The sequence below is a fragment of the Haemophilus parainfluenzae genome (assembly GCF_014931415.1).
GTDB classification, from domain to species: domain Bacteria; phylum Pseudomonadota; class Gammaproteobacteria; order Enterobacterales; family Pasteurellaceae; genus Haemophilus_D; species Haemophilus_D parainfluenzae_AF.
Genome location: NZ_CP063121.1, coordinates 931,646 through 951,042, shown reverse-complemented (window position 1 = coordinate 951,042; position 19,397 = coordinate 931,646). Strand labels below are relative to the sequence as shown.

General features: G+C 39.9%; 16 protein-coding genes. 2 read left to right on the top strand and 14 right to left on the bottom strand.

The window, feature by feature from the left end:
- Position 1 precedes the first annotated feature (1 nt).
- The 5 genes from INP93_RS04670 to pyrH all read right to left on the bottom strand — a co-directional run bounded on the left by INP93_RS04670 (position 2) and on the right by pyrH (position 4,324).
- The gene (locus tag INP93_RS04670) at positions 2–868 is read right to left on the bottom strand and encodes a phosphatidate cytidylyltransferase (RefSeq protein ID WP_197545271.1); all 867 of its coding nucleotides are present in this window, start codon (positions 866–868) and stop codon (positions 2–4) included.
- 11 nt (positions 869–879) lie between these two features.
- Positions 880–1,599, bottom strand: a complete 720-nt coding sequence (gene uppS, locus INP93_RS04665; RefSeq protein ID WP_197545270.1) for a polyprenyl diphosphate synthase — start codon at positions 1,597–1,599, stop codon at positions 880–882.
- Between the two features lie 40 nt (positions 1,600–1,639).
- Positions 1,640–2,839 (bottom strand): 1-deoxy-D-xylulose-5-phosphate reductoisomerase, encoded by a 1,200-nt coding sequence (gene ispC / locus INP93_RS04660; protein ID WP_197545269.1) that lies wholly within the window; start codon positions 2,837–2,839, stop codon positions 1,640–1,642.
- Between the two features lie 89 nt (positions 2,840–2,928).
- Positions 2,929–3,486, bottom strand: coding sequence for a ribosome recycling factor (frr, locus tag INP93_RS04655; RefSeq protein ID WP_005696784.1), 558 nt, complete (start codon positions 3,484–3,486; stop codon positions 2,929–2,931).
- Positions 3,487–3,610: 124 nt separating this feature from the next.
- Positions 3,611–4,324, bottom strand: coding sequence for a UMP kinase (pyrH, locus tag INP93_RS04650; RefSeq protein ID WP_005698626.1), 714 nt, complete (start codon positions 4,322–4,324; stop codon positions 3,611–3,613).
- 125 nt (positions 4,325–4,449) lie between these two features.
- Here pyrH and INP93_RS04645 point away from each other — a divergent pair, with 125 nt between their 5' ends.
- The gene (locus INP93_RS04645) at positions 4,450–6,009 is read left to right on the top strand and encodes a phosphoethanolamine transferase (RefSeq protein ID WP_197545268.1); all 1,560 of its coding nucleotides are present in this window, start codon (positions 4,450–4,452) and stop codon (positions 6,007–6,009) included.
- Between the two features lie 71 nt (positions 6,010–6,080).
- Here INP93_RS04645 and tsf read toward each other — a convergent pair whose 3' ends face one another.
- From tsf to mtr, 4 genes are all read right to left on the bottom strand, one after another.
- A complete protein-coding gene (gene tsf / locus INP93_RS04640) occupies positions 6,081–6,932 on the bottom strand; it encodes a translation elongation factor Ts (protein ID WP_005699805.1) in 852 nt (283 codons plus the stop codon).
- 133 nt (positions 6,933–7,065) lie between these two features.
- A complete protein-coding gene (gene rpsB / locus INP93_RS04635; protein ID WP_005698638.1) occupies positions 7,066–7,788 on the bottom strand; it encodes a 30S ribosomal protein S2 in 723 nt (240 codons plus the stop codon).
- 169 nt (positions 7,789–7,957) lie between these two features.
- Complete coding sequence (locus tag INP93_RS04630; RefSeq protein WP_197545267.1) at positions 7,958–8,731, bottom strand: class I SAM-dependent methyltransferase; 774 nt, start codon at positions 8,729–8,731, stop codon at positions 7,958–7,960.
- 65 nt (positions 8,732–8,796) lie between these two features.
- Positions 8,797–10,053 (bottom strand): tryptophan permease, encoded by a 1,257-nt coding sequence (mtr, locus tag INP93_RS04625; protein ID WP_070868695.1) that lies wholly within the window; start codon positions 10,051–10,053, stop codon positions 8,797–8,799.
- 121 nt (positions 10,054–10,174) lie between these two features.
- On the opposite strand from mtr, the gene INP93_RS04620 reads away from it, so the two are divergent.
- Entirely contained in the window at positions 10,175–10,954 is a 780-nt protein-coding gene (locus tag INP93_RS04620) for a M48 family metallopeptidase (RefSeq protein ID WP_005699798.1), read from the top strand.
- 127 nt (positions 10,955–11,081) lie between these two features.
- Here the strand turns inward: INP93_RS04620 and acrB are convergent, their stop codons facing one another.
- The 5 genes from acrB to priA form a co-directional block, all read right to left on the bottom strand.
- Positions 11,082–14,186, bottom strand: a complete 3,105-nt coding sequence (gene acrB / locus INP93_RS04615; protein ID WP_197545266.1) for a multidrug efflux RND transporter permease subunit AcrB — start codon at positions 14,184–14,186, stop codon at positions 11,082–11,084.
- Positions 14,187–14,199: 13 nt separating this feature from the next.
- Entirely contained in the window at positions 14,200–15,396 is a 1,197-nt protein-coding gene (acrA, locus tag INP93_RS04610) for a multidrug efflux RND transporter periplasmic adaptor subunit AcrA (RefSeq protein WP_049383209.1), read from the bottom strand.
- A 30-nt stretch (positions 15,397–15,426) separates the two neighbouring features.
- Positions 15,427–16,005 carry a TetR/AcrR family transcriptional regulator gene (locus INP93_RS04605; protein WP_197545265.1) on the bottom strand — a complete coding sequence of 193 codons (579 nt, stop codon included), beginning with the start codon at positions 16,003–16,005 and terminating at the stop codon, positions 15,427–15,429.
- Positions 16,006–16,162: 157 nt separating this feature from the next.
- Entirely contained in the window at positions 16,163–17,014 is an 852-nt protein-coding gene (gene ftsN, locus INP93_RS04600) for a cell division protein FtsN (RefSeq protein ID WP_197545264.1), read from the bottom strand.
- A gap of 93 nt (positions 17,015–17,107) precedes the next feature.
- Positions 17,108–19,297 (bottom strand): primosomal protein N', encoded by a 2,190-nt coding sequence (priA, locus tag INP93_RS04595; RefSeq protein ID WP_197545263.1) that lies wholly within the window; start codon positions 19,295–19,297, stop codon positions 17,108–17,110.
- Between the last annotated feature and the right edge of the window lie 100 nt (positions 19,298–19,397).

Below are 19,397 nucleotides of genomic sequence, written 5' to 3'. Positions count from 1 at the left end.
CCTATAACACAAAGAAATAGAAGTATGTGAAGAATGGTACTGCCGCCGTTAAGCTATCAATACGATCTAAAATACCACCATGGCCTGGAATTAATTGACTACTGTCTTTGATGCCTGATTCACGTTTAAACATACTTTCGGCTAAGTCACCCAATACAGAAATAGCCACAGTTGCCACTGAAAGCACAATAAAACCACTCATTGCACGGCTACCTAATAAGGTTTCACCTGAGAAATGAATAAATACAAATGCCAATATCGCCGCAGTGATCATGCCACCAAATACGCCTTGCCATGTTTTTCCCGGTGATACTTTCGGTGCAAGTTTATGCTTACCAAAAGCTCGTCCTGCAAAATAAGCACCTGAGTCAGCAGCCCATACTAATACAAATACATAGAGCAATAAGAACAAACCATGATGTGGATCAGCAGTATAATTATCTAAACGCAAGCGTAAGACAGCAGCCACAAAAGGAATCAACGTAGAAAACGCAAATAGGAGTTGTAAAGGAATATTTTTACCCCAAAACTTCGCTGAGCTTGGATAAGTCACCACTAACACCAATGCAAGTGCCCACCAACCAACAGAGTTTAGCAATAATAACGGTAAGTAGTTTTCAAATACTCGACCCGCATCTAAATAATTACCTTCGTTATAAAGCCAAAGGAAAATAAATGCGCCTAAAAACGCCGCAATACAAAGGCGAGCTAAAGGATTTTTAAAACGAGCAAATTGAGCCCACTCCCAAATACCAAGCGTCGCCACAAAGCCTAAGGCTAGGGCAAAATAAAATGGGGTAAATAAGAACAAGGCACATAATACCAAAGCAATCAGCACAATGGCTGATAATACACGTTCTTTAAGCATAAGTTCTCCGCTTATTCTGTCCCGCCAAAACGGCGATGACGTTGTTGATAGCAGGCAATTGCCTGATTAAAATCTTTTTCACTAAAATCTGGCCAAAGCACATCTAAAAAACACAATTCCGCATATGCAATTTGCCAGAGCAAGAAATTACTAATGCGTTGCTCACCGCTTGTGCGAATTAGTAAATCGACCGGCGGTTCATCTTGTGTCACTAAATGTTGTTGGAAAAGTGATTCATTAATATCACTTACCGAAATCTCATTATTTTTTACTTTTTCAGCGAGTTGTTGAGTCGCTTGAACAATATCCCAACAACCACCGTAATTCGCCGCAATATTTAAAGTCAGTGCAGTATTATTTTCCGTTAAATTTTCTGCTTTTGCGATCTTCTCTTGCAATTTCTCACTAAAACGAGAAATCTCACCGATGATCTTTAAACGAATATTATTTTTGTGTAATTTTTTAACTTCTCGATCAAGTGCTTGCATAAAAAGTGTCATTAATGCACTCACTTCTTGCTCGGGGCGATTCCAGTTTTCGCTGCTAAATGCATATAACGTCAAAAATTTAACGCCAGTTTGTCGTGCATAACTCACCGCACGGCGCACTGCCGCCACACCATTTGTATGGCCAAAAATACGCAGCTTATTTTGTTGTTTCGCCCAACGCCCATTGCCATCCATAATAATAGCAACATGTTCGGGAATATTATTGTTATCAAGTTCTTTCATTCTAAAATATTCGAATTTTATGACCGCACTTTTGCGTATTCTACATCAACTTTTTAATCAGCGAATCGGCTAATTCACGGGCTTGCTTATCTACAGCTAATACATCATCAATGCTTGAAATAATAGAAGATGGCATTTTCTCAACCGATGCTTGGTTAATTTTCGCAATATCCGTAAATTTAATATAGCCATCTAAAAAGGCTTGTACGGCAATTTCATTTGCTGCATTCATTGCGGTTGTCGCATACTGCCCTTCTGCAAACGCATCAATCGCTAATTTTAAATTTGGATAACGATTAAAATCAGGTTCGATAAATGTCAATTCTTTGATTTTAAAGAAGTCTAATGGTTCCACACCACTGACTGTACGATTTGGATAAGCCATGGTTTCCGCAATGGGAGTACGCATATCCGGGTTACCCATTTGAGCAATGACCGAGCCATCGACATAACGCACCATTGAATGAATAATAGATTGAGGATGAATAATCACTTCCATTTCATCTGCTGATGCATTAAATAACCAGCGCGCTTCAATGTACTCTAAACCTTTATTTATCATCGTGGCAGAATCCACAGAGATTTTTTTGCCCATTGACCAGTTTGGATGAGCAACGGCTTGTGCGGGAGTTATATGCTCAAACTCATTTAATGGCGTATAACGGAAAGGTCCACCAGAACCAGTTAAGACAATTTTACTGACCCCTAATTCTTTCAAAGGACAAAATCCAACCTTTTCTTGTGCCTCCGGCGGTAAGGATTGAAAAATCGCGTTATGCTCACTATCAACAGGCAATAATTTTGCTTTTGATTGTTTCACTGCATCAATAAAGAGCTGGCCACAAGTCACCAACGATTCTTTATTCGCAAGCAAGACTTTCTTACTTGCTTTTACTGCTGAAAGAGTCGGTAGTAATCCCGCCGCCCCAACAATGGCTGCCATAACTTGATCTCCATCTGGATGTGCTGCCAACTCACAAATGGCTTTCTGTCCCGCTAAGACTTCCGTTCTAATGTGGTGTGAAGCTAATTTTTCTCGCAATACCTTTGCTGCATTTTCATCATCTAATGCAGCAAAGTGCGGTTGAAATTTCACGCATTGTTTAAACATTGTCTCAACATTTTTGCCCCCTACTAACGCAAAGGCATGGTATTTGTCAGGATTATGTTCGATAACAGAAAGGGTGCTATGACCAATAGAACCGGTTGCTCCTAAAATAACAAGATTTTGTTTTTGCATAAAATTTCGACCGCACTTTGTGCTTTTATTTTTTTATCAGAATAGAACAAGGGCAGACACTTGGTCTGCCCCAAAACATGGTTCGACAATTAGAAATCCATTAATTCTTTTTCTTTATCTGCTAAGATCTCATCCACTTTTTTGATATAGCTATCAGTCACTTTTTGAATGATTTCTTCTGCTTTGTGTTGATCGTTTTCGCTGATTTCTTTGTCTTTTAATAATGCTTTGATTTTATCATTTGCATCACGACGCACATTACGAATTGCAACTTTACCTTGCTCACCTTCGCTTTTTACGATTTTGATTAAATCACGACGGCGTTCTTCAGTTAATGGAGGAAGAGGCACGCGAATTGTTGTACCTGCTGAAGATGGGTTTAAACCTAAATCAGAGGTTAAAATTGCTTTTTCTACTGCACTGATTAAAGAACGGTCAAATACTGTTACCGCTAAAGTACGTGCATCTTCTGCAACAACGTTGGCTAATTGACGAAGTGGTGTCGCTGCACCATAGTATTCCACTTGGATTGCGTCTAATAAGCTTGGTTGTGCACGGCCTGTACGGATTTTTGCAATATGCCCACGCAACGCTTCGAGGCTTTTTTCCATGCGAGCTTCAGCATCTTGTTTGATTTCATTAATCATTCATCTGTCCTTTTTAATAAATAAAGATAAAACACAGTGATTTTACTGGATTTTTAGGGAGTTTTGAATAAATTTATTCATAAAAAAGGCGAGATTGTCTCTCGCCATTTTATTCTTTAAAAAATTAACTAATCGTTGTACCTTCTTCTGTACCGAGTACCACTTTACGTAACGCACCTGGTTTACACATATTAAATACACGAATTGGCATACCGTGGTCACGCGCAAGTGTAAATGCAGCTAAATCCATTACTTGTAATTCTTTATCAATCACTTCTGCATAAGATAATTTATGGTATAGCTTCGCATTAGGATTTTTTGCTGGGTCGCAATCATATACACCATCAACTTTGGTCGCTTTTAACACGATATCCGCTTCAATTTCGATACCACGCAAGCATGCTGCAGAATCTGTAGTAAAGAACGGGCTACCTGTACCGGCTGAGAAAATGACTACACGTTTTTCACGCAACATTTTGATGGCTTCAGACCAGTTATAGGTATCGCAAATCCCATTTAATTGGAATGCAGACATTAATTTTGCATTCACATCTGCACGGTGAAGCGCATCACGCATTGCCAAACCATTCATCACGGTTGCAAGCATTCCCATATGGTCGCCCACCACGCGATTCATGCCGGCTTTAGCTAATTTTGCGCCACGGAATAAGTTACCACCGCCGAGCACAACACCAACTTCCACGCCCATTTCAATTAGTTCTTTAATCTCTAACGCCATACGATCAAGGATTGAAGGATCGATACCGAAACCCTCATCTCCTTGTAATGCTTCACCACTTAATTTCAATAAAATACGTTTGTAAATTGGTTGGCTCATTTGTCTTTTCCTTTGTCGGTTACAAAATTTGGCTTATTCTAGCAAAAGAGCGAAAAAGTTAAAAATGGAAATTGGTCAGAAAAGTGCGATAAAATATCGCCGTTTTGATTTTATAGGTAAACTTTATGAAGATTTCAAAAACCTCACAAATTTTAACCGCACTTTTTTCTTTGGCTTGTGCCGTTGCTGCCGGTTATTTGATTTTACGAGGTTCAGGGATGTTTCCTGAGCCATCTATTAGTCTGATTTTACTCACGGCTATTTTCATTATTTTATTAAGTAGTAGCCGAAAATCTTTCTATTTTATTTTATTACCCTTAGTTTGCTTACACGCAATTTATACGCCGACAGGCTTAAATTTTGGTGCGCCAAGCTACCAATATATCGCTTCGGTTCTTGCAACAGATATGTTGGAAACCAAAGAATTTCTGCTACAAATTCCAGTAAGTAGCTATTTAGCCGCATTGGCTATTCCACTATTAGTCTTTTTACATTACAAAAGTGCGGTCAAATTTGGCGTAAAATTTTATCGCAATAAAACATTCATTGCCCTCGCTACCTTGTTGATTGGCTACAACTTACCGATTGCTGCGCCATTAAAAGAAACAATAGATTCGAGTGTAGAAATTGTTAATGAATGGCAAAAATTGAAAAAAATGTCACAGGAAAGCAGCTGGGGACAATCCACATTAGAAAATTCTAAATACCAAGATTATGTGATTATTTTGGGTGAAAGTGCACGAAAAGACTACTTGCATGCGTATGGATACCCCGTCAATGACACACCATTTATGTCATCTGCAAATGGTACACTGATTGATGGCATGACATCCGCTGGAACCAACACTGTCGCCTCATTGCGCTTGATGCTAACTTTACCAGACAAAGAAAAGTGGGAGCCAAACTATGATTTAAGCTTAGTGGATCTCATTAAGTCTGCAGGTCTGAAAACCTACTGGCTGTCTAATCAAGGTTTCTTAGGTGAATATGACACGCCAGTTGCTTCGCTTGCCTCAAAATCTGATGAAACCATTTTCTTGAAAAAAGGTGGGAGCTTTAATTCTACAAACTACAGCGATTTTGATTTAATTCCTAAATTTGCTCAAGTTTTAGAAGATCCAACGCAAGGTAAACGCTTTATTGTGTTACACATTTATGGTTCACATCCGCTTGCTTGCGATCGCGTTGAAGATTATCCGAAAATTTTCAATGATAATGACATTGAGAAAAAGAACGAATACTTAAATTGCTATATTACATCCATTAAGAAAACCGATGATTTCATCAAGAAAGTGTATGAAACGCTCAAAGAAAACGAGCAAAAAACACACCGCACTTTCTCCATGATTTATTTTTCAGATCATGGTTTATGTCATCAGGAAGATGATAAACATGGCGTCACCTTGTTTAACCAAAACTGTCACAGCCAATTACATCATAATATTCCGCTCTTTAAGATTTCATCTGATGATACGGCACGTAAAGAATATAAAGCCTTTAAATCTGGTTTGAATTTCTTAGAAGGTATTGCTAATTGGATTGGAATTAAAAATCCGAAGCTCACATTAGAAGAAGATTTATTCTCTGAACAAGCTGACAAAGATGACTATGGACTGAAAAAACTAATTGAAGAAAAATATCGTAAAGATGCAGACCCTGCCATCGATATTCGTCCAAAGAAATAGAAAATCTCAAATTTCAGACAACAAAAAAGCCGATATTCAATATCGGCTTTTTTATATCTCAATGGAGAAAATTAAGCGTTACCGCCAGTGATTTTTGCAACTTCAGCTGCGAAATCTTCTTCTTTTTTCTCGATACCTTCACCCACTTCTAAACGGATGAAGTTAGACACAGAAGTGTTTACTGATTTTAAGAAGTCGCCTACAGATACAGAAGGATCCATTACGAATGGTTGACCTGTTAATGAAACTTCACCAGTGAATTTCTTCATACGGCCTTCAACCATTTTCTCTGCGATTTCTTTTGGTTTACCAGAGTTAACTGCGATATCAATTTGAATTTGACGCTCGTGTTCAACAACATCTGCAGGTACATCTTCTGGGTTCACGAATTCTGGTTTAGATGCTGCTACGTGCATTGCCACTTTTTTAAGTTCATCTTCTGAACCTTCACCTGCAACTAATACACCGATTTTTGCACCGTGTAAGTATTGAGCAATAACTTGACCTTCTAAGTAAGCAACACGACGGATGTTCATGTTCTCACCGATTTTAGCCACTAATGCAGCACGTTTTTCTTCAAATTGTGCTTGTAATGCTTCGATAGTGGTACCTTTGTGTGCAGCTGCGAAATCAGCCACTTCGTTTGCTAAACCTAAGAAGCCAGCATCTTTTGCTACGAAGTCAGTTTCACAGTTCATTTCAACTAATACACCGAAACCATTTTGTACACGAGCAAGGATAACACCTTCAGCTGCAACACGGCCTGCTTTTTTAGCAGCTTTAGCTTGACCAGATTTACGCATGTTGTCGATTGCTAACTCGATATCACCGTTTGCTTCAACTAATGCTTTTTTACATTCCATCATACCGGCACCGGTACGTTCACGAAGTTCTTTTACTAATGATGCTGTGATTTCAGCCATTTTAAAAATCCTCTGTCGAAAGTACGATTCATTTTGACCGCACTTTTAGATAAAAATATAGGGGCTAAACTTTAGCCCCTATGCCAATTAATCGTTTGATTATTAAGGGCTTCGCCTTATTGCAAAACTTAAATTATTCTGCGTCAGCTGCTAATTCTTCAGCAACTTGAGCTTCGTTACCACGACCTTCTTTAACCGCTGCTGCAGCTGCAGAAACGTAAAGTTGGATAGCACGAGTCGCATCATCGTTACCAGGGATAACGAAATCTACGCCAGCTGGAGTTGAGTTAGTATCAACGATAGCAAACACAGGAATACCTAGGTTGTTTGCTTCTTTAACAGCGATATGTTCGTGGTCTGCACCGATAACGAATAACGCATCTGGTAAGCCGCCCATATCTTTGATACCGCCAAGGCTTAATTCAAGTTTTTCCATCTCACGGGTACGCATTAACGCTTCTTTTTTGGTTAATTTGTCAAAAGTACCGTCTTGAGATTGAGTTTCTAAATCTTTTAAACGTTTAATTGATTGACGAACGGTTTTCCAGTTAGTCAACATACCACCTAACCAACGGTGGTTTACATAATATTGTTGACAGTCTAATGCTGCAGCTTGTACTGCTTCTTGAGCCGCGCGTTTAGTACCAACGAATAATACTTTACCGTTGTTGCTAGCAATACGGGTTAATTCCGCTAAAGCTTCGTTGAATAAAGGTAAAGTTTTTTCTAAGTTGATGATATGAACACCGTTACGAGCACCAAAAATGAAAGGTTTCATTTGTGGGTTCCAGTAACGAGTTTGGTGTCCGAAGTGTACGCCCGCGTTGATCATGTCGCGCATTGAAACTTGTGCCATAATATTTTCCTTTTGTTGGGGTTGAGCCTCCACATATCAGCTAATCGACCGTTTGGCACCCCGATTAAGCCTTAATGATATGTGTGTGTTGTTAATAATTAAAAACGCTGCTTTTGAAACCCAAAAACAGCGGTGCGATTTATACCATAAAGTGCGGTCAAAAACCAGTTTATTTTATCAAATTTATTACTTTTCTTGCTTTAATAAACAATAAAGGGGGACGATGCCGCAAATCTTTAAATTCATCATGCCATTGTGGCTGATCAGCTAACATGGGTTCAGCCATTTGTTCAATTTGAAAACCTGCAGCAATTAAATCATTAATAATCGTTGCCGTCGTGCGGTGATAGGTTTTAAAAGGTTGTTGAAACCAATTTCTCTCTCTTAGCCCTTCATCACGGTAATGATTTAAACGATAAGCGGCTTGCTGTTTTTTCTCATTTTTTTCCCAGCGCTCCCCTTCTTTATGGCAAGTGGTAATCGGATGCTCCTGGGAAAAAACTAATGTACCATTAGGCTTAAGTTTGTTGGCAATCGAAGCTAATAAAGCGGGAAAATCTTCAATATAATGAAAAGCAAAAGAGCTGGTAATGACATCAAAATCACTTTCTGGCAATTCCGGTAATTTTTCCATTGGTAACTGATATAACGAAAAACGTCCAGAAAATTGACCGCACTTTTGCAGATCTTTTTCAGCTTGTTCGAGCATTTTTTCGGAAAGATCGGTTCCAATCACTTTATTCGCACCTCGTTCTAGATAAAGTTGTAAATGCCCGCCAGTGCCACAGCCTAGGTCGAGTAATTTCTTCCCTTGCAAATCAGGTAACAGGGAAAGCATCGTTGGCTTTTCCACTATTTCATTGAGACTGATGGGATTAGATCGAAGTTTTTGATAAAGCGCAAAGAAGTTTTCTTTATCGTAAACACTCGTTTTGTTATTCATCTCATTTCCTATGTAAAATTAAAAAGGGCGTATTTGATACGCCCCTACTATATTAACGTGAAAACTTATCCTGCGAAACTTGCAAACCATCCTAAGTTTGCGCCTACTTGTGCCACAATATTTAACACACCGAATAAGATCACAAAGCCAATCATAAAATTACCGCCATACACTTTATAAGTTGCATTTGGGAATTTTTGACGACTGGCTTTAGCAAGCAGTGCTGGTACGATTGCTGCCCAAATGGTTGCAGCTAATCCGGCATAACCAATAGCGATCACAAAGCCATAAGGGAATTGTAAACTTAACAATAGTGGCGGTAAGAATGTCACCAATGTGGTTTTGGTTCTGCCTAATAAGCTGTCATCAAATTTAAATAAATCAGCAATATAATCAAATAACCCTAAAGTCACCCCTAAGAATGAAGTCGCAATAGCCATATAAGCAAAGAAATTCAACACAACGGCAATGTATTCTACTTCAATGTATTTGTGTAACGCTTCTAATAATGCTGATACATCGCCACCTTTTGCAATCACCGGAGCAAACTCGGTACGCGGTAAATTACCTTGCACCGCAAGCTGCCATAAAATGTAAATCACTAAGGCTAAACCTGTACCAATAAAGATCGATTTCATCACGCGACGACCATCACGATCGTAATATTTGACGAGGCTCGGTACATTTCCGTGGAAACCAAAAGACACCAAGCAAACTGGAAGTGCGGTCAATAAATAAGGCAAATAGCTTTGTTCACCTTCCGCAATGGTATTGAATAACACCTCTGTTTTTACAGAGCTCAATAAGCCTGCGGTAGAAAGGAAGAAAGCCACCACCATTCCAACAATCAAAATGGTTGTGAAACGATCCACTGCTTTAGTAGAAAGCCAGACGAAAGCTGCAAGAATAAAACAGAAAATCAAGGAACCAGAAGTACGTCCAATATCGACCGCACTTTCAGCGGAACCCAAGGCTTGATTGAGCAAGTTTTGTGTAATACCGCCGCCAGAGGTGATATAGGCATAGGTTAAAATATACAACACGAAAGCAACGGAAAGACCATTGATAATATTCCAACCTTTTCCTAACAAATCTTTCACGATGGTGTCAAAGCTTGAGCCGGTAGGATAATGTAAGTTGGCTTCTAAGATCATCAAACCTGATGTGGTCATACAAAACCAGGTGTAAACCAAAGCCAGAATAGAGCCGATAAACCATACGCCCGCCGTCGAAGTTGGATTAGCGAGCATACCTGCACCAATCGCGGTACCCGCAATAATCATGGCGCCGCCTAATAAAGAAGGAGATTTTTTTATTGTCATCGTTAAGTCCTAAAATAAAAATTTGCACTATTATAGTAGTGCAAATTTAAAAGACAATCTTTTTGTATCGACAAAACGCAATAAATTCATATAATCAGCCATCTCAACAAAAGGATAATTTATGAAAAAACAACTCAAAAGTTTTGCTTTTGCTGTATTAGCAGGGGCGGTTATCACGTCTTGTGCGGATTCTGCCTCAATCAATCAAGAAGCAGCAAGTAGCTACACACAAGAAATGGGGAAAATTCGCTCACAAGGTGCGATTGATACCACATCAAATACCGCAAGACGTATTCATCATGTCTTTAACAAAATGGTGCCTTATGCAAACCAAGCGAATGAAACTGGCTTAAAGTTTAATTGGCAAATCAATGTCATTAAATCTAAAGAGCTCAATGCTTGGGCTATGCCAGGCGGAAAAATGGCTTTCTACACAGGATTAGTGGATACTTTACAACTAAACGATAATGAAATCGCGGTTGTAATGGGTCATGAAATGGCTCACGCCTTAAAAGAGCACGGTAAAGCCAAAGCCAACTTCGGCACCATGAGTGCGATTGCTGGCGCTATTGGTGGAACAGCTCTGTCTGTTGTCGTTGGAGCCGACGTGACTGATTTAGTCACACTGACTAAAGACTTTGCTTTAGATAAGCCTTACTCTCGTAGCGCTGAAACTGAAGCCGATGAAGTGGGCCTCATGTTAATGGCTCGCTCAGGTTACAATCCACAAGTCGCGCCTGGTTTATGGCAAAAAATGGCTAAAGCCTCTGGTGGCTCTAAAGGCGCACTTGATGTGTTAGCTTCTACTCACCCGAGTGATGAATCTCGTCAAGAAAACTTACAACGCTTATTACCAGAAGCGATGGAGCTTTATAAAGCGGCAAAAAATAAAAATGGCTAAATAAAATAGTCAAAAAATTGACCGCACTTTACAAATAAAAAGCGAGCATCATGTTCGCTTTTTTAATGCTTAAAAGAAAACCGCACTTGAAGAATCAACGTGCGGTTTATTTTTATGCCATTGTTAATTAATGTTGTTCGTTAATGTGGCCTTCAATTGGTTTCACATTTTCATCGAACTCCGGCAATGGTTTGTGTTCGCTTGCAATGTAAGAATAAATCACTGGCAATACGAACAAGGTAAACAATGTACCAATTGCCAAACCGGCTACGATAACGATACCAATACTGAAACGGGATACCGCACCCGCACCTGTTGCATAAAGCAACGGCACAAGACCGGCAATCATCGCAGCGGTTGTCATCAGAATTGGACGTAAACGGACTTTAGCTGCGGCTGTAATCGCTTCAATACGTGTTTTACCATGGTTTAACTGCTCTTCTTTCGCCACTTCACACATCAAAATACCGTGTTTTGTAATAAGACCAACTAAGGTAATCAAACCAACTTGTGAATAGATATTGAGTGTCGTTCCTGCAATCCCTACAAATCCGAAGGCATTTAAGGCTAATAACGCACCACTCACCGCTAACGGTACAGAAATCATAATCACGATTGGATCGCGAATTGATTCAAATTGAATCGCCAAGACTAAGAAAATAATCACTACTGCAAGTAAGAACGTTACTGCAAGTGAGCTACCCTCTTGTACTAACTGACGTGCCTCGCCTTTAAAGTCATAGTTGTAACCCTGTGGCAAGGTATTTTTCGCATTGTCTTGTAACCATTGCACTGCATCACCAATTGAAGTACCTGGCATTGGTACTGCACTGATTACCGCTGAGTTCAATTGGCTGAAACGTGGTAATGAGCTTGGTTGCGGCTCTAATGTGGCTGTCACTAAGCTGCTTAACGGTACAGAGGTACCATCTGCTGCTGTCACATAATACTTATTAAAACTTTCCGGTGATAAACGATTATCACGTTTTACTTGGGAAATAATTTTATAAGCACGGCCGTCAATATCTACACGTTCAATGGTTGCGGCAGATAAGAAACTACCTAAAGTTCGGCTGATTTGTTGCATCGTAATGCCGTAAGTCCCTGCTTTTTCACGATCAATCTTAATGCGCATTTGAGCGGTATCAAATTTAAGATCGAGATTGGTATAAACGAACTTACTGGATTTTTGCATATCCTCTAAGAATTTACCGGCCACATTTGCTAAATCGCCGTAATCTTGTGATGTGCTGATCACAAAACCAATCGGAGGTCCTTGCTCCCCTGTATCAATTTCTGGGAACGAGAAGCCTTGAACAGATACCTCAGGAATTGATTTCGCTTTCGCATTTAATTCATTTAAGATCTCAGTTTGGCTTTTTGAACGTTCTTTCCAGTCTTTTAACGTAATGACGTTTAAAGATTGGTTAGAACTTGGCGCACCTGAAATTGTCATGGCAAACTGCACTTCTGGCGTATTTTTTAAAATCTCTTGATAAGGTGCCATCGCATTTTGCACATAATCCACGTTTACGTTAGACGGTGCTGAACCAATCGCCAAAAATGCCCCTTTATCTTCTGGTGGGGTTAATTCACTTGAAAGTGATTTAAACAATACCGGTAAGGTCGCAAAGATAATCGCCGCAAACATCAACATACATTTACGATTAACCATCACCAAATCAAGGACATACGCATAAGCTGCATTTACTTTGCTTAGTGTATGCTCTACTCGTTGCTCTAATTTACTTGGCTCCGCATTCGATTTCAGTAACTTACTGGTCATCATTGGTGAAAGTGTTAATGCCACGATACCTGAAATAAATACCGCCCCTGCAAGGGTTAAGGCGAACTCTTTAAACAATGTACCCGTAATCCCCCCCATTAACGCCATTGGAGAATATACTGCAATCAAGGCAATGGTCATGGAAATAACCGGAACAGCGATTTCACGCGTACCAATAATAGCAGCACGGAATGGAGTTTCGCCTAACTTAATGTGACGGTCCACGTTTTCCAATACCACAATCGCATCATCCACCACCAAACCGATTGCCAGAATCAATGCTAGCAACGTCATCAAGTTAATGGAGAAATCTAAGGTTTGAAGCAACATAATTACCCCGATTAATGAAATCGGAATGGTAATAATTGGGATCAAAATTGCACGGAATGAACCGATAAACATGGTAATCACGACTAATACGATTACTGTTGCTTCAATAATGGTTTTTACTACCTCATCAATCGAATTATTAATCGCGATGGTGCGATCATATAAAATGTCAGATTGAATAGCATCTGGCAGATTATTTTTGATACTCTCATAAAGTGGACGCACTTTATCTGCAACAGTGAGTGGGTTCGCAGATGAAGTTGGGTTGATCGCTAATACAACAGAATCAGCACCATTCGCGACTGCTCGAGAGCTATCACTTGATTTATTTAACTCAATATCAGCGATATCGCGTAAACGCACCAATTTATCACCGTTCGATGTCACAATTAAGTTACCTAATTCATCAACGGATTTTGTCGTGGTTTCTACTTTGTTTTTATAAGTCACAAAATAGCCATTATCATTACCCGCTGCCGTTTGAACGTTATTCGCTGATAATGCAGACATCACTTGTGTGGCTGAAAGGTTTTGAGCTGCCATTTTTTCTGGATCTAACCAAACACGAAGTGCGTACTCTGATGCACCAAAAATCTGTACGCTCGCTACCCCTTCTACGGTAAAGAACTGAGGTTTGACTACGCGTTGAATATAGTCAGTTACTTGACTTGCATCGAGTTTGCTAGAACGGAAACTAATGTACATAATCCCCGAACCACCTGTAGAGGAAGAAACCGTTGGATCTTCAATACCACTTGGCAATTCAGAACGAACCGAGTTAACTTTGGCTAACACGTCTGCCAAGGCTGCATTCGGATCGGTATTTAATTTCATTTTTACGGTAACTGTTGACGTACTTGGTCTAGAGCTTGAAGACATATAGTCCACATTGTCTGCTTGTGCTACCGCTTCTTCAATTTTCGAGGTCACAAATGCTTGAATTAAGTTTGCATCTGCACCTGGATATGCGGTGGTCACCGTAATTACCGTTGTGGTCATTTTCGGATATTCGCGCACAGCCAATTTCGAGATCGCTTGTAAACCTAAAATAATGATTAACAAGCTAATCGAAACCGCCAAAACAGGGCGACGAATAAATATATCGGTAAATCTCATTCGCTTTTCCTAATTAAAGATTCGTTTTATTTGCAGGTTGTTCTGTACCCACGCCCGCTTTATCTGCAACAGAAACCAATGCACCATTACTTAAGTTTTGCTGACCACCAGTCACAATTTTATCGCCAACTTTGACTTCATCGCCTTTTAATTGTGCATAAATGCCTTGACGATCTTTTGTAAACACGGTGATTGATTTTGCACGGTACATATTCGCCGCTTTCTCTGCGCCGCCTAATTTCTCAATATCTTCATCAGAAAGTGCGGTCAAAATATAAAGCGATTCGCCATACATGTTGTAACTCACCGCCACTTGTGGCACCACAATTTGATTATGTTCTGTTGGCAAAGCCACATGTAAGCGAGTAAACATACCGGACAATAATTTTGCCCCATCTTCTGGTTCAAATGTTGCTTGAACATCCACTAAACCGGTTGAAGAATTAATTGCCGGCTCAATGGCAGTAACTTTTGCTGCAAAGGTTTCACCTTTACGCGCATCTGCCGTAGCCGTTACTTTTTGACCAATATGCAATTTATCTAATAGGTTTTGCGCAATCGCAAAATCCACTTTCATAGAAGAACGATCTTCAACACGCACAATTTCAGTACCGTTTGAAACGTATTGACCAACATTCACTTTCACGATACCGGCTTTACCATCAAATGGCGCGACGATTTGGCGACGCTCAATGGTTGCTTTTAATGACTCAATATTTGCCGCTTGTGCTTCATAAGCTGATTTTGCGTTATCTAATTCTTGACGAGAAACGGCACCGCTGCCAGCAAGGTTTGCATAACGTTGATAAGTTTGACGTAATGACACCACTTGAGCTTGAGCCGCTTGTAAGCTTGCACGCTCAACGGAACTATCTAACTCAACTAACAAATCACCCTTTTTCACGCTTTGGCCATTTTGCACGAGCACTTTAGACACGGTTCCAGCGCTTTGTGCACTTAACATCGCCCCTTGATTTGGACGAACAAGACCTGTTGTTTCAATGATCGGCGTCCATTCTGAAGCCTTAACTGTCATTGCGGTAACAGGAGAAGCTGTTTCAGGTTTATTTGCTAAGAAATCAGCAATACCTTTTGCTTTCATATGATTAAGAAAAATCATTGCAGCAAAAATTAACACAAATACGCCTAACGCTAATTTCAAAAAGAAAACGTGTGAGCGCTTTGGTCTATTAGTTTGAGTTATACTCATTTGGAAAACTCCATTAAGACAATAAAATGACTACTTCTGAATTGCACGCCAAGAGCGTTCAATGACAGATTCTAACATCGCATCGGTTACTACCGTACCGAGATATTTGATATCTGAGGCTAAAACCATTGCGGTTTTAAGACTCAGCAAAAATAACAGATGAGGATCTAAATCAGCTAACACATTTGCTGCTTGTCCCTTTATACAAAACTGATCCCAACACGAATGCTCCATTTCTTTGCAGGTTTCAATAAACTCTGGCAAAGATCGATATTGATTCATGTTTAACAGAATCGTTGGATTTTCTTGCAGAAAATGCCAAATATTACACCACATTTTTCTGTATTGCTCGAAAAAAGATTGGTTTTCATCAAAACCTTCTTCAATCGCCACAACAAACTTATTGAACACTCGACGAGCAAATTGTGCTAATAACTCGTCTTTACTCTTAAAATAAAGGTAAATCGTGCCAGCTGCGATGCCTGCTTCCTTGGCTAACTTATGCATAGAAAGATGATGTAATCCTTCTTTTGCCATAAGACGATCTGTTGCATCAAAGATCTGCTCGCTGACATCAAGCTTCGTTTTAGAGGCTTTTACTTGTCGCATAATAAAAAATTAAATTCTTAGGGTTATATATGAGAAAGGTCATTTAAGATGAATACTTAAAATGAATGAACGTTCATTTTATTGTTTTTTTGTTTTTTGGCAAGTGAAATATATAAAAAAAGTGCGGTCATTTTTAACCGCACTTTTAAAGTCTTAATTACATTCCAATCACCACACAGCTTGCCACAGATTTTGCTTTATCTTGTGCAGCAGCTGCGGCATCTCGACTACCAAATGGTCCCACGCGTACGCGGTTCCATTCTTCACTTGTCGCAATTTGTGCATTCACACCCGCCATCGCAAGGCGACCTTGTAAGCTTTCTGCTTGTGCACGATTTTTAAATGCACCACATTGTAAACCAAATTTTTTACCACCAGCCTGTACTTGCTGTTCAGCAGGTTTTGGTTCTGCTTTTTTCGGTTGCTCTGTTTTTACCGGTTCAGCTTTTACTACTTCCGCTTTTTTTGGTGGTTCAGGCTTTTTAACTGATTCAGGCTTTTTCGCTTCTGGTTTTGCTGTTTGCTGAGCTGGCTGAGTTTGAGCTGTCTGTGCTGATTGAGCTTGTTGTGCTTGAGCGGCGGCTTTTTCTGCATTTGCCGCTTCTTGCTCTTTACGCTGAGCTTCTAATTTTTTCGCTTCTTCTGCCGCCTTTTGCTCTTTTTCCATTTGAATAAGCACTTGACGCTGTTCTTCCGTCAAACGCATATTTTTTTCAACAGAAGAAGGATTATTATCCACCGGCACCGTACGGGTTTCTAATTCTTTAATATAGTGCCATACTTCTTCTGGACGATTCGGCAACACACTTTTTGGTTGCGGTTTTTCTGGTTGAACCGTTGTTGTCACGACAGGTTCAGGTGTTTTACTTTTTAAGAAGTAAAGCCCTAAACCAAAACCTAATACTGCTACCAACGCAAGACCAATTAAAGTATTACGATTAAAACGTTTCTTTGCTTTCTTTTTATTATTTTTTGAGCCGCTTCGACCGGCAAAATCTCGATGAGCCACGATAAAATCCTAAAATATTCGATAAATTAAACTTAGAGTATAAAAAACGCTTAATTCTACTGAAAAACTGTGCATTTTTCTAGGGAATTTTTGCTAACTCAAATCCAAAGGATCCACGTCTAAAATCAACCGCACTTGAGAAGACTTTATCAACTCTGGGGAATATCGACTCAATGCAGCCTGTAATTGTTTTCGAGAGGCGTGTTGTAATAGTAACTGCCAACGATACTGTCCCGCTTTTTTGCTGAACGGTGCAGGAATTGGTCCCAACACTTGCAAGCCTTCAATTTTTTGCTCATAGAAGAAAGACGCCAATTGCGACAATGCATTTTCCGCCTCTTCAGAATGACGACATTGAGTTTTAAACAAGGCTTGGAAACTAAATGGAGGCAAGCCCATATTATGACGTAGCTTCAAGGTTTCTTCTGCAAAGGCTTGATAGCCCTTTTCAAGCAAGGTGGTTAATAACGGATGATCCGGATAATGTGTCTGCAAAACCACTTCGCCCTGTTTTTCGGCTCTGCCTGAGCGCCCCGCAACTTGCACATAAAGCTGCGCCAAACGTTCTTCGGCTCTGAAATCAAGGGAAAACAAGGCATTATCCACATTCACTAAAGCAACCAAAGTGACATTCGGGAAATGGTGTCCTTTGGCTAACATTTGTGTGCCAATTAAAATCTGACTTTTACCTTGCTGAATATCCTCTAAATAACCTTCAAGCTTACCTTTTCGCGCAGTGCTATCACGATCGATACGAGCAATATTATATTGAGGAAAACGTGCTTTTAAGGTTTCTTCTAGCTGCTCTGTACCTAATCCCGTGGTCACTAAATGCGTTGAACCGCAATGGCCACACTGCATCGGCACTGTTTTTTGAGCACCACAATGATGGCAGCGTAAAACGCGCTGATGTTGGTGATAAGTATAAGGTTTTTCGCAATGATGACATTCATCAATCCAACCACATTCATGGCATAACAACACGGGAGCGAATCCACGTCGATTAAGGAACAAAAATACTTGGTTGCCTTTTTCTAAGTGTTCTTGCATACGTTGCAATAGAGGTTCGGATAATCCGTTTTGAATTCGTTGATGTTTTAAATCAATCACAAACTGGCGAAGTGCGGTCGAATTTCCGGCTCTTTTTGATAAGACCAAATGATGATATTTACCATTTTGTACGTTATTCACACTTTCCAAACTTGGTGTGGCAGAACCTAATAAGATAGGGATATTGAGCTTTTGCGCTAAAACAATGCCTAAATCTCTTGCATGATAACGCCAACCATCTTGCTGTTTAAACGAGCCGTCATGCTCTTCATCTAAAATGATTAAGCCGAGATCTGAAAACTGGGTGAAGAGCGCTGATCTCGTCCCTATCACGATTGCACTCTGCCCGGTTCTTGCTCGCTCCCAAACATTTAAGCGCTGAGTATCGTTCAAGTTGGAATGCAATACATCAATTTCCACATTAAAGCGAGCTTTGAACCGTCTCACTGTCTGAGGGGTAAGCCCAATTTCAGGAACAAGCACTAAAACCTGTTTGCCTTTCTTTAAGATTTCTTCAATATATTGCAGATAGATTTCAGTCTTACCCGAACCGGTCACGCCCTCTAACAACCACACATTAAAGCCTTCTTGGAAAAGCAACTGACTAAATGCAAGGGCTTGTTGCTTGTTTAAGATCAATCGGTTATCAAGATTAACTAAAGGATTATCCCCAAGAGCTTGTTGCCAACTTTTTTGTTCACTAGGCACAATAATCTCTTCTACATAATCTTTGCCTTTAAGCGCTGACCAAATTGCCAAACTGATTTCATTGTTACCTTTTTCTAAATCTTGCATTAGCAATAAATTTAAGGCTTCAATTTGTTTTTTAGCGCGTTTTAGCTCGCCTGATTCTAATGCTTGTTTTCCAAGTTCCGTAATACGCCAAAAAGTGCGGTCATTTTTAACCGCACTTTCACCATTGCGGAGTTTGACTGGCAACGCTTGAAACAACACATCGCCTAAGGCAGCGCGATAATAATTAGCCGACCAAGCTAACCAATCCCACGTTATGGAATTAAAAAGTGAGTCAGCATCAAGCACATCAATAATTGGTTTTAACTTCTCTTTTGCTACATCCGAAGAAGCCGGCAAATCCACCACGATCCCGACTCGTTTTTGCGAACCAAAAGGCACCAACACTCGTCCACCAACGATTGGTGTCAAGTCAGGTGAATAGAGATAATCAAAAAATCGGGGGAGCGGTACGGCTAATGCAACTCGGACAATATTCATAACAAAAAACAATTAAAAATTTTCGCTATTATACGGGAATTAGGTGGAAAAATCCCACAACCTTGCCTTTTAGTGTATAATCGCCGCCAATTTTAATTGA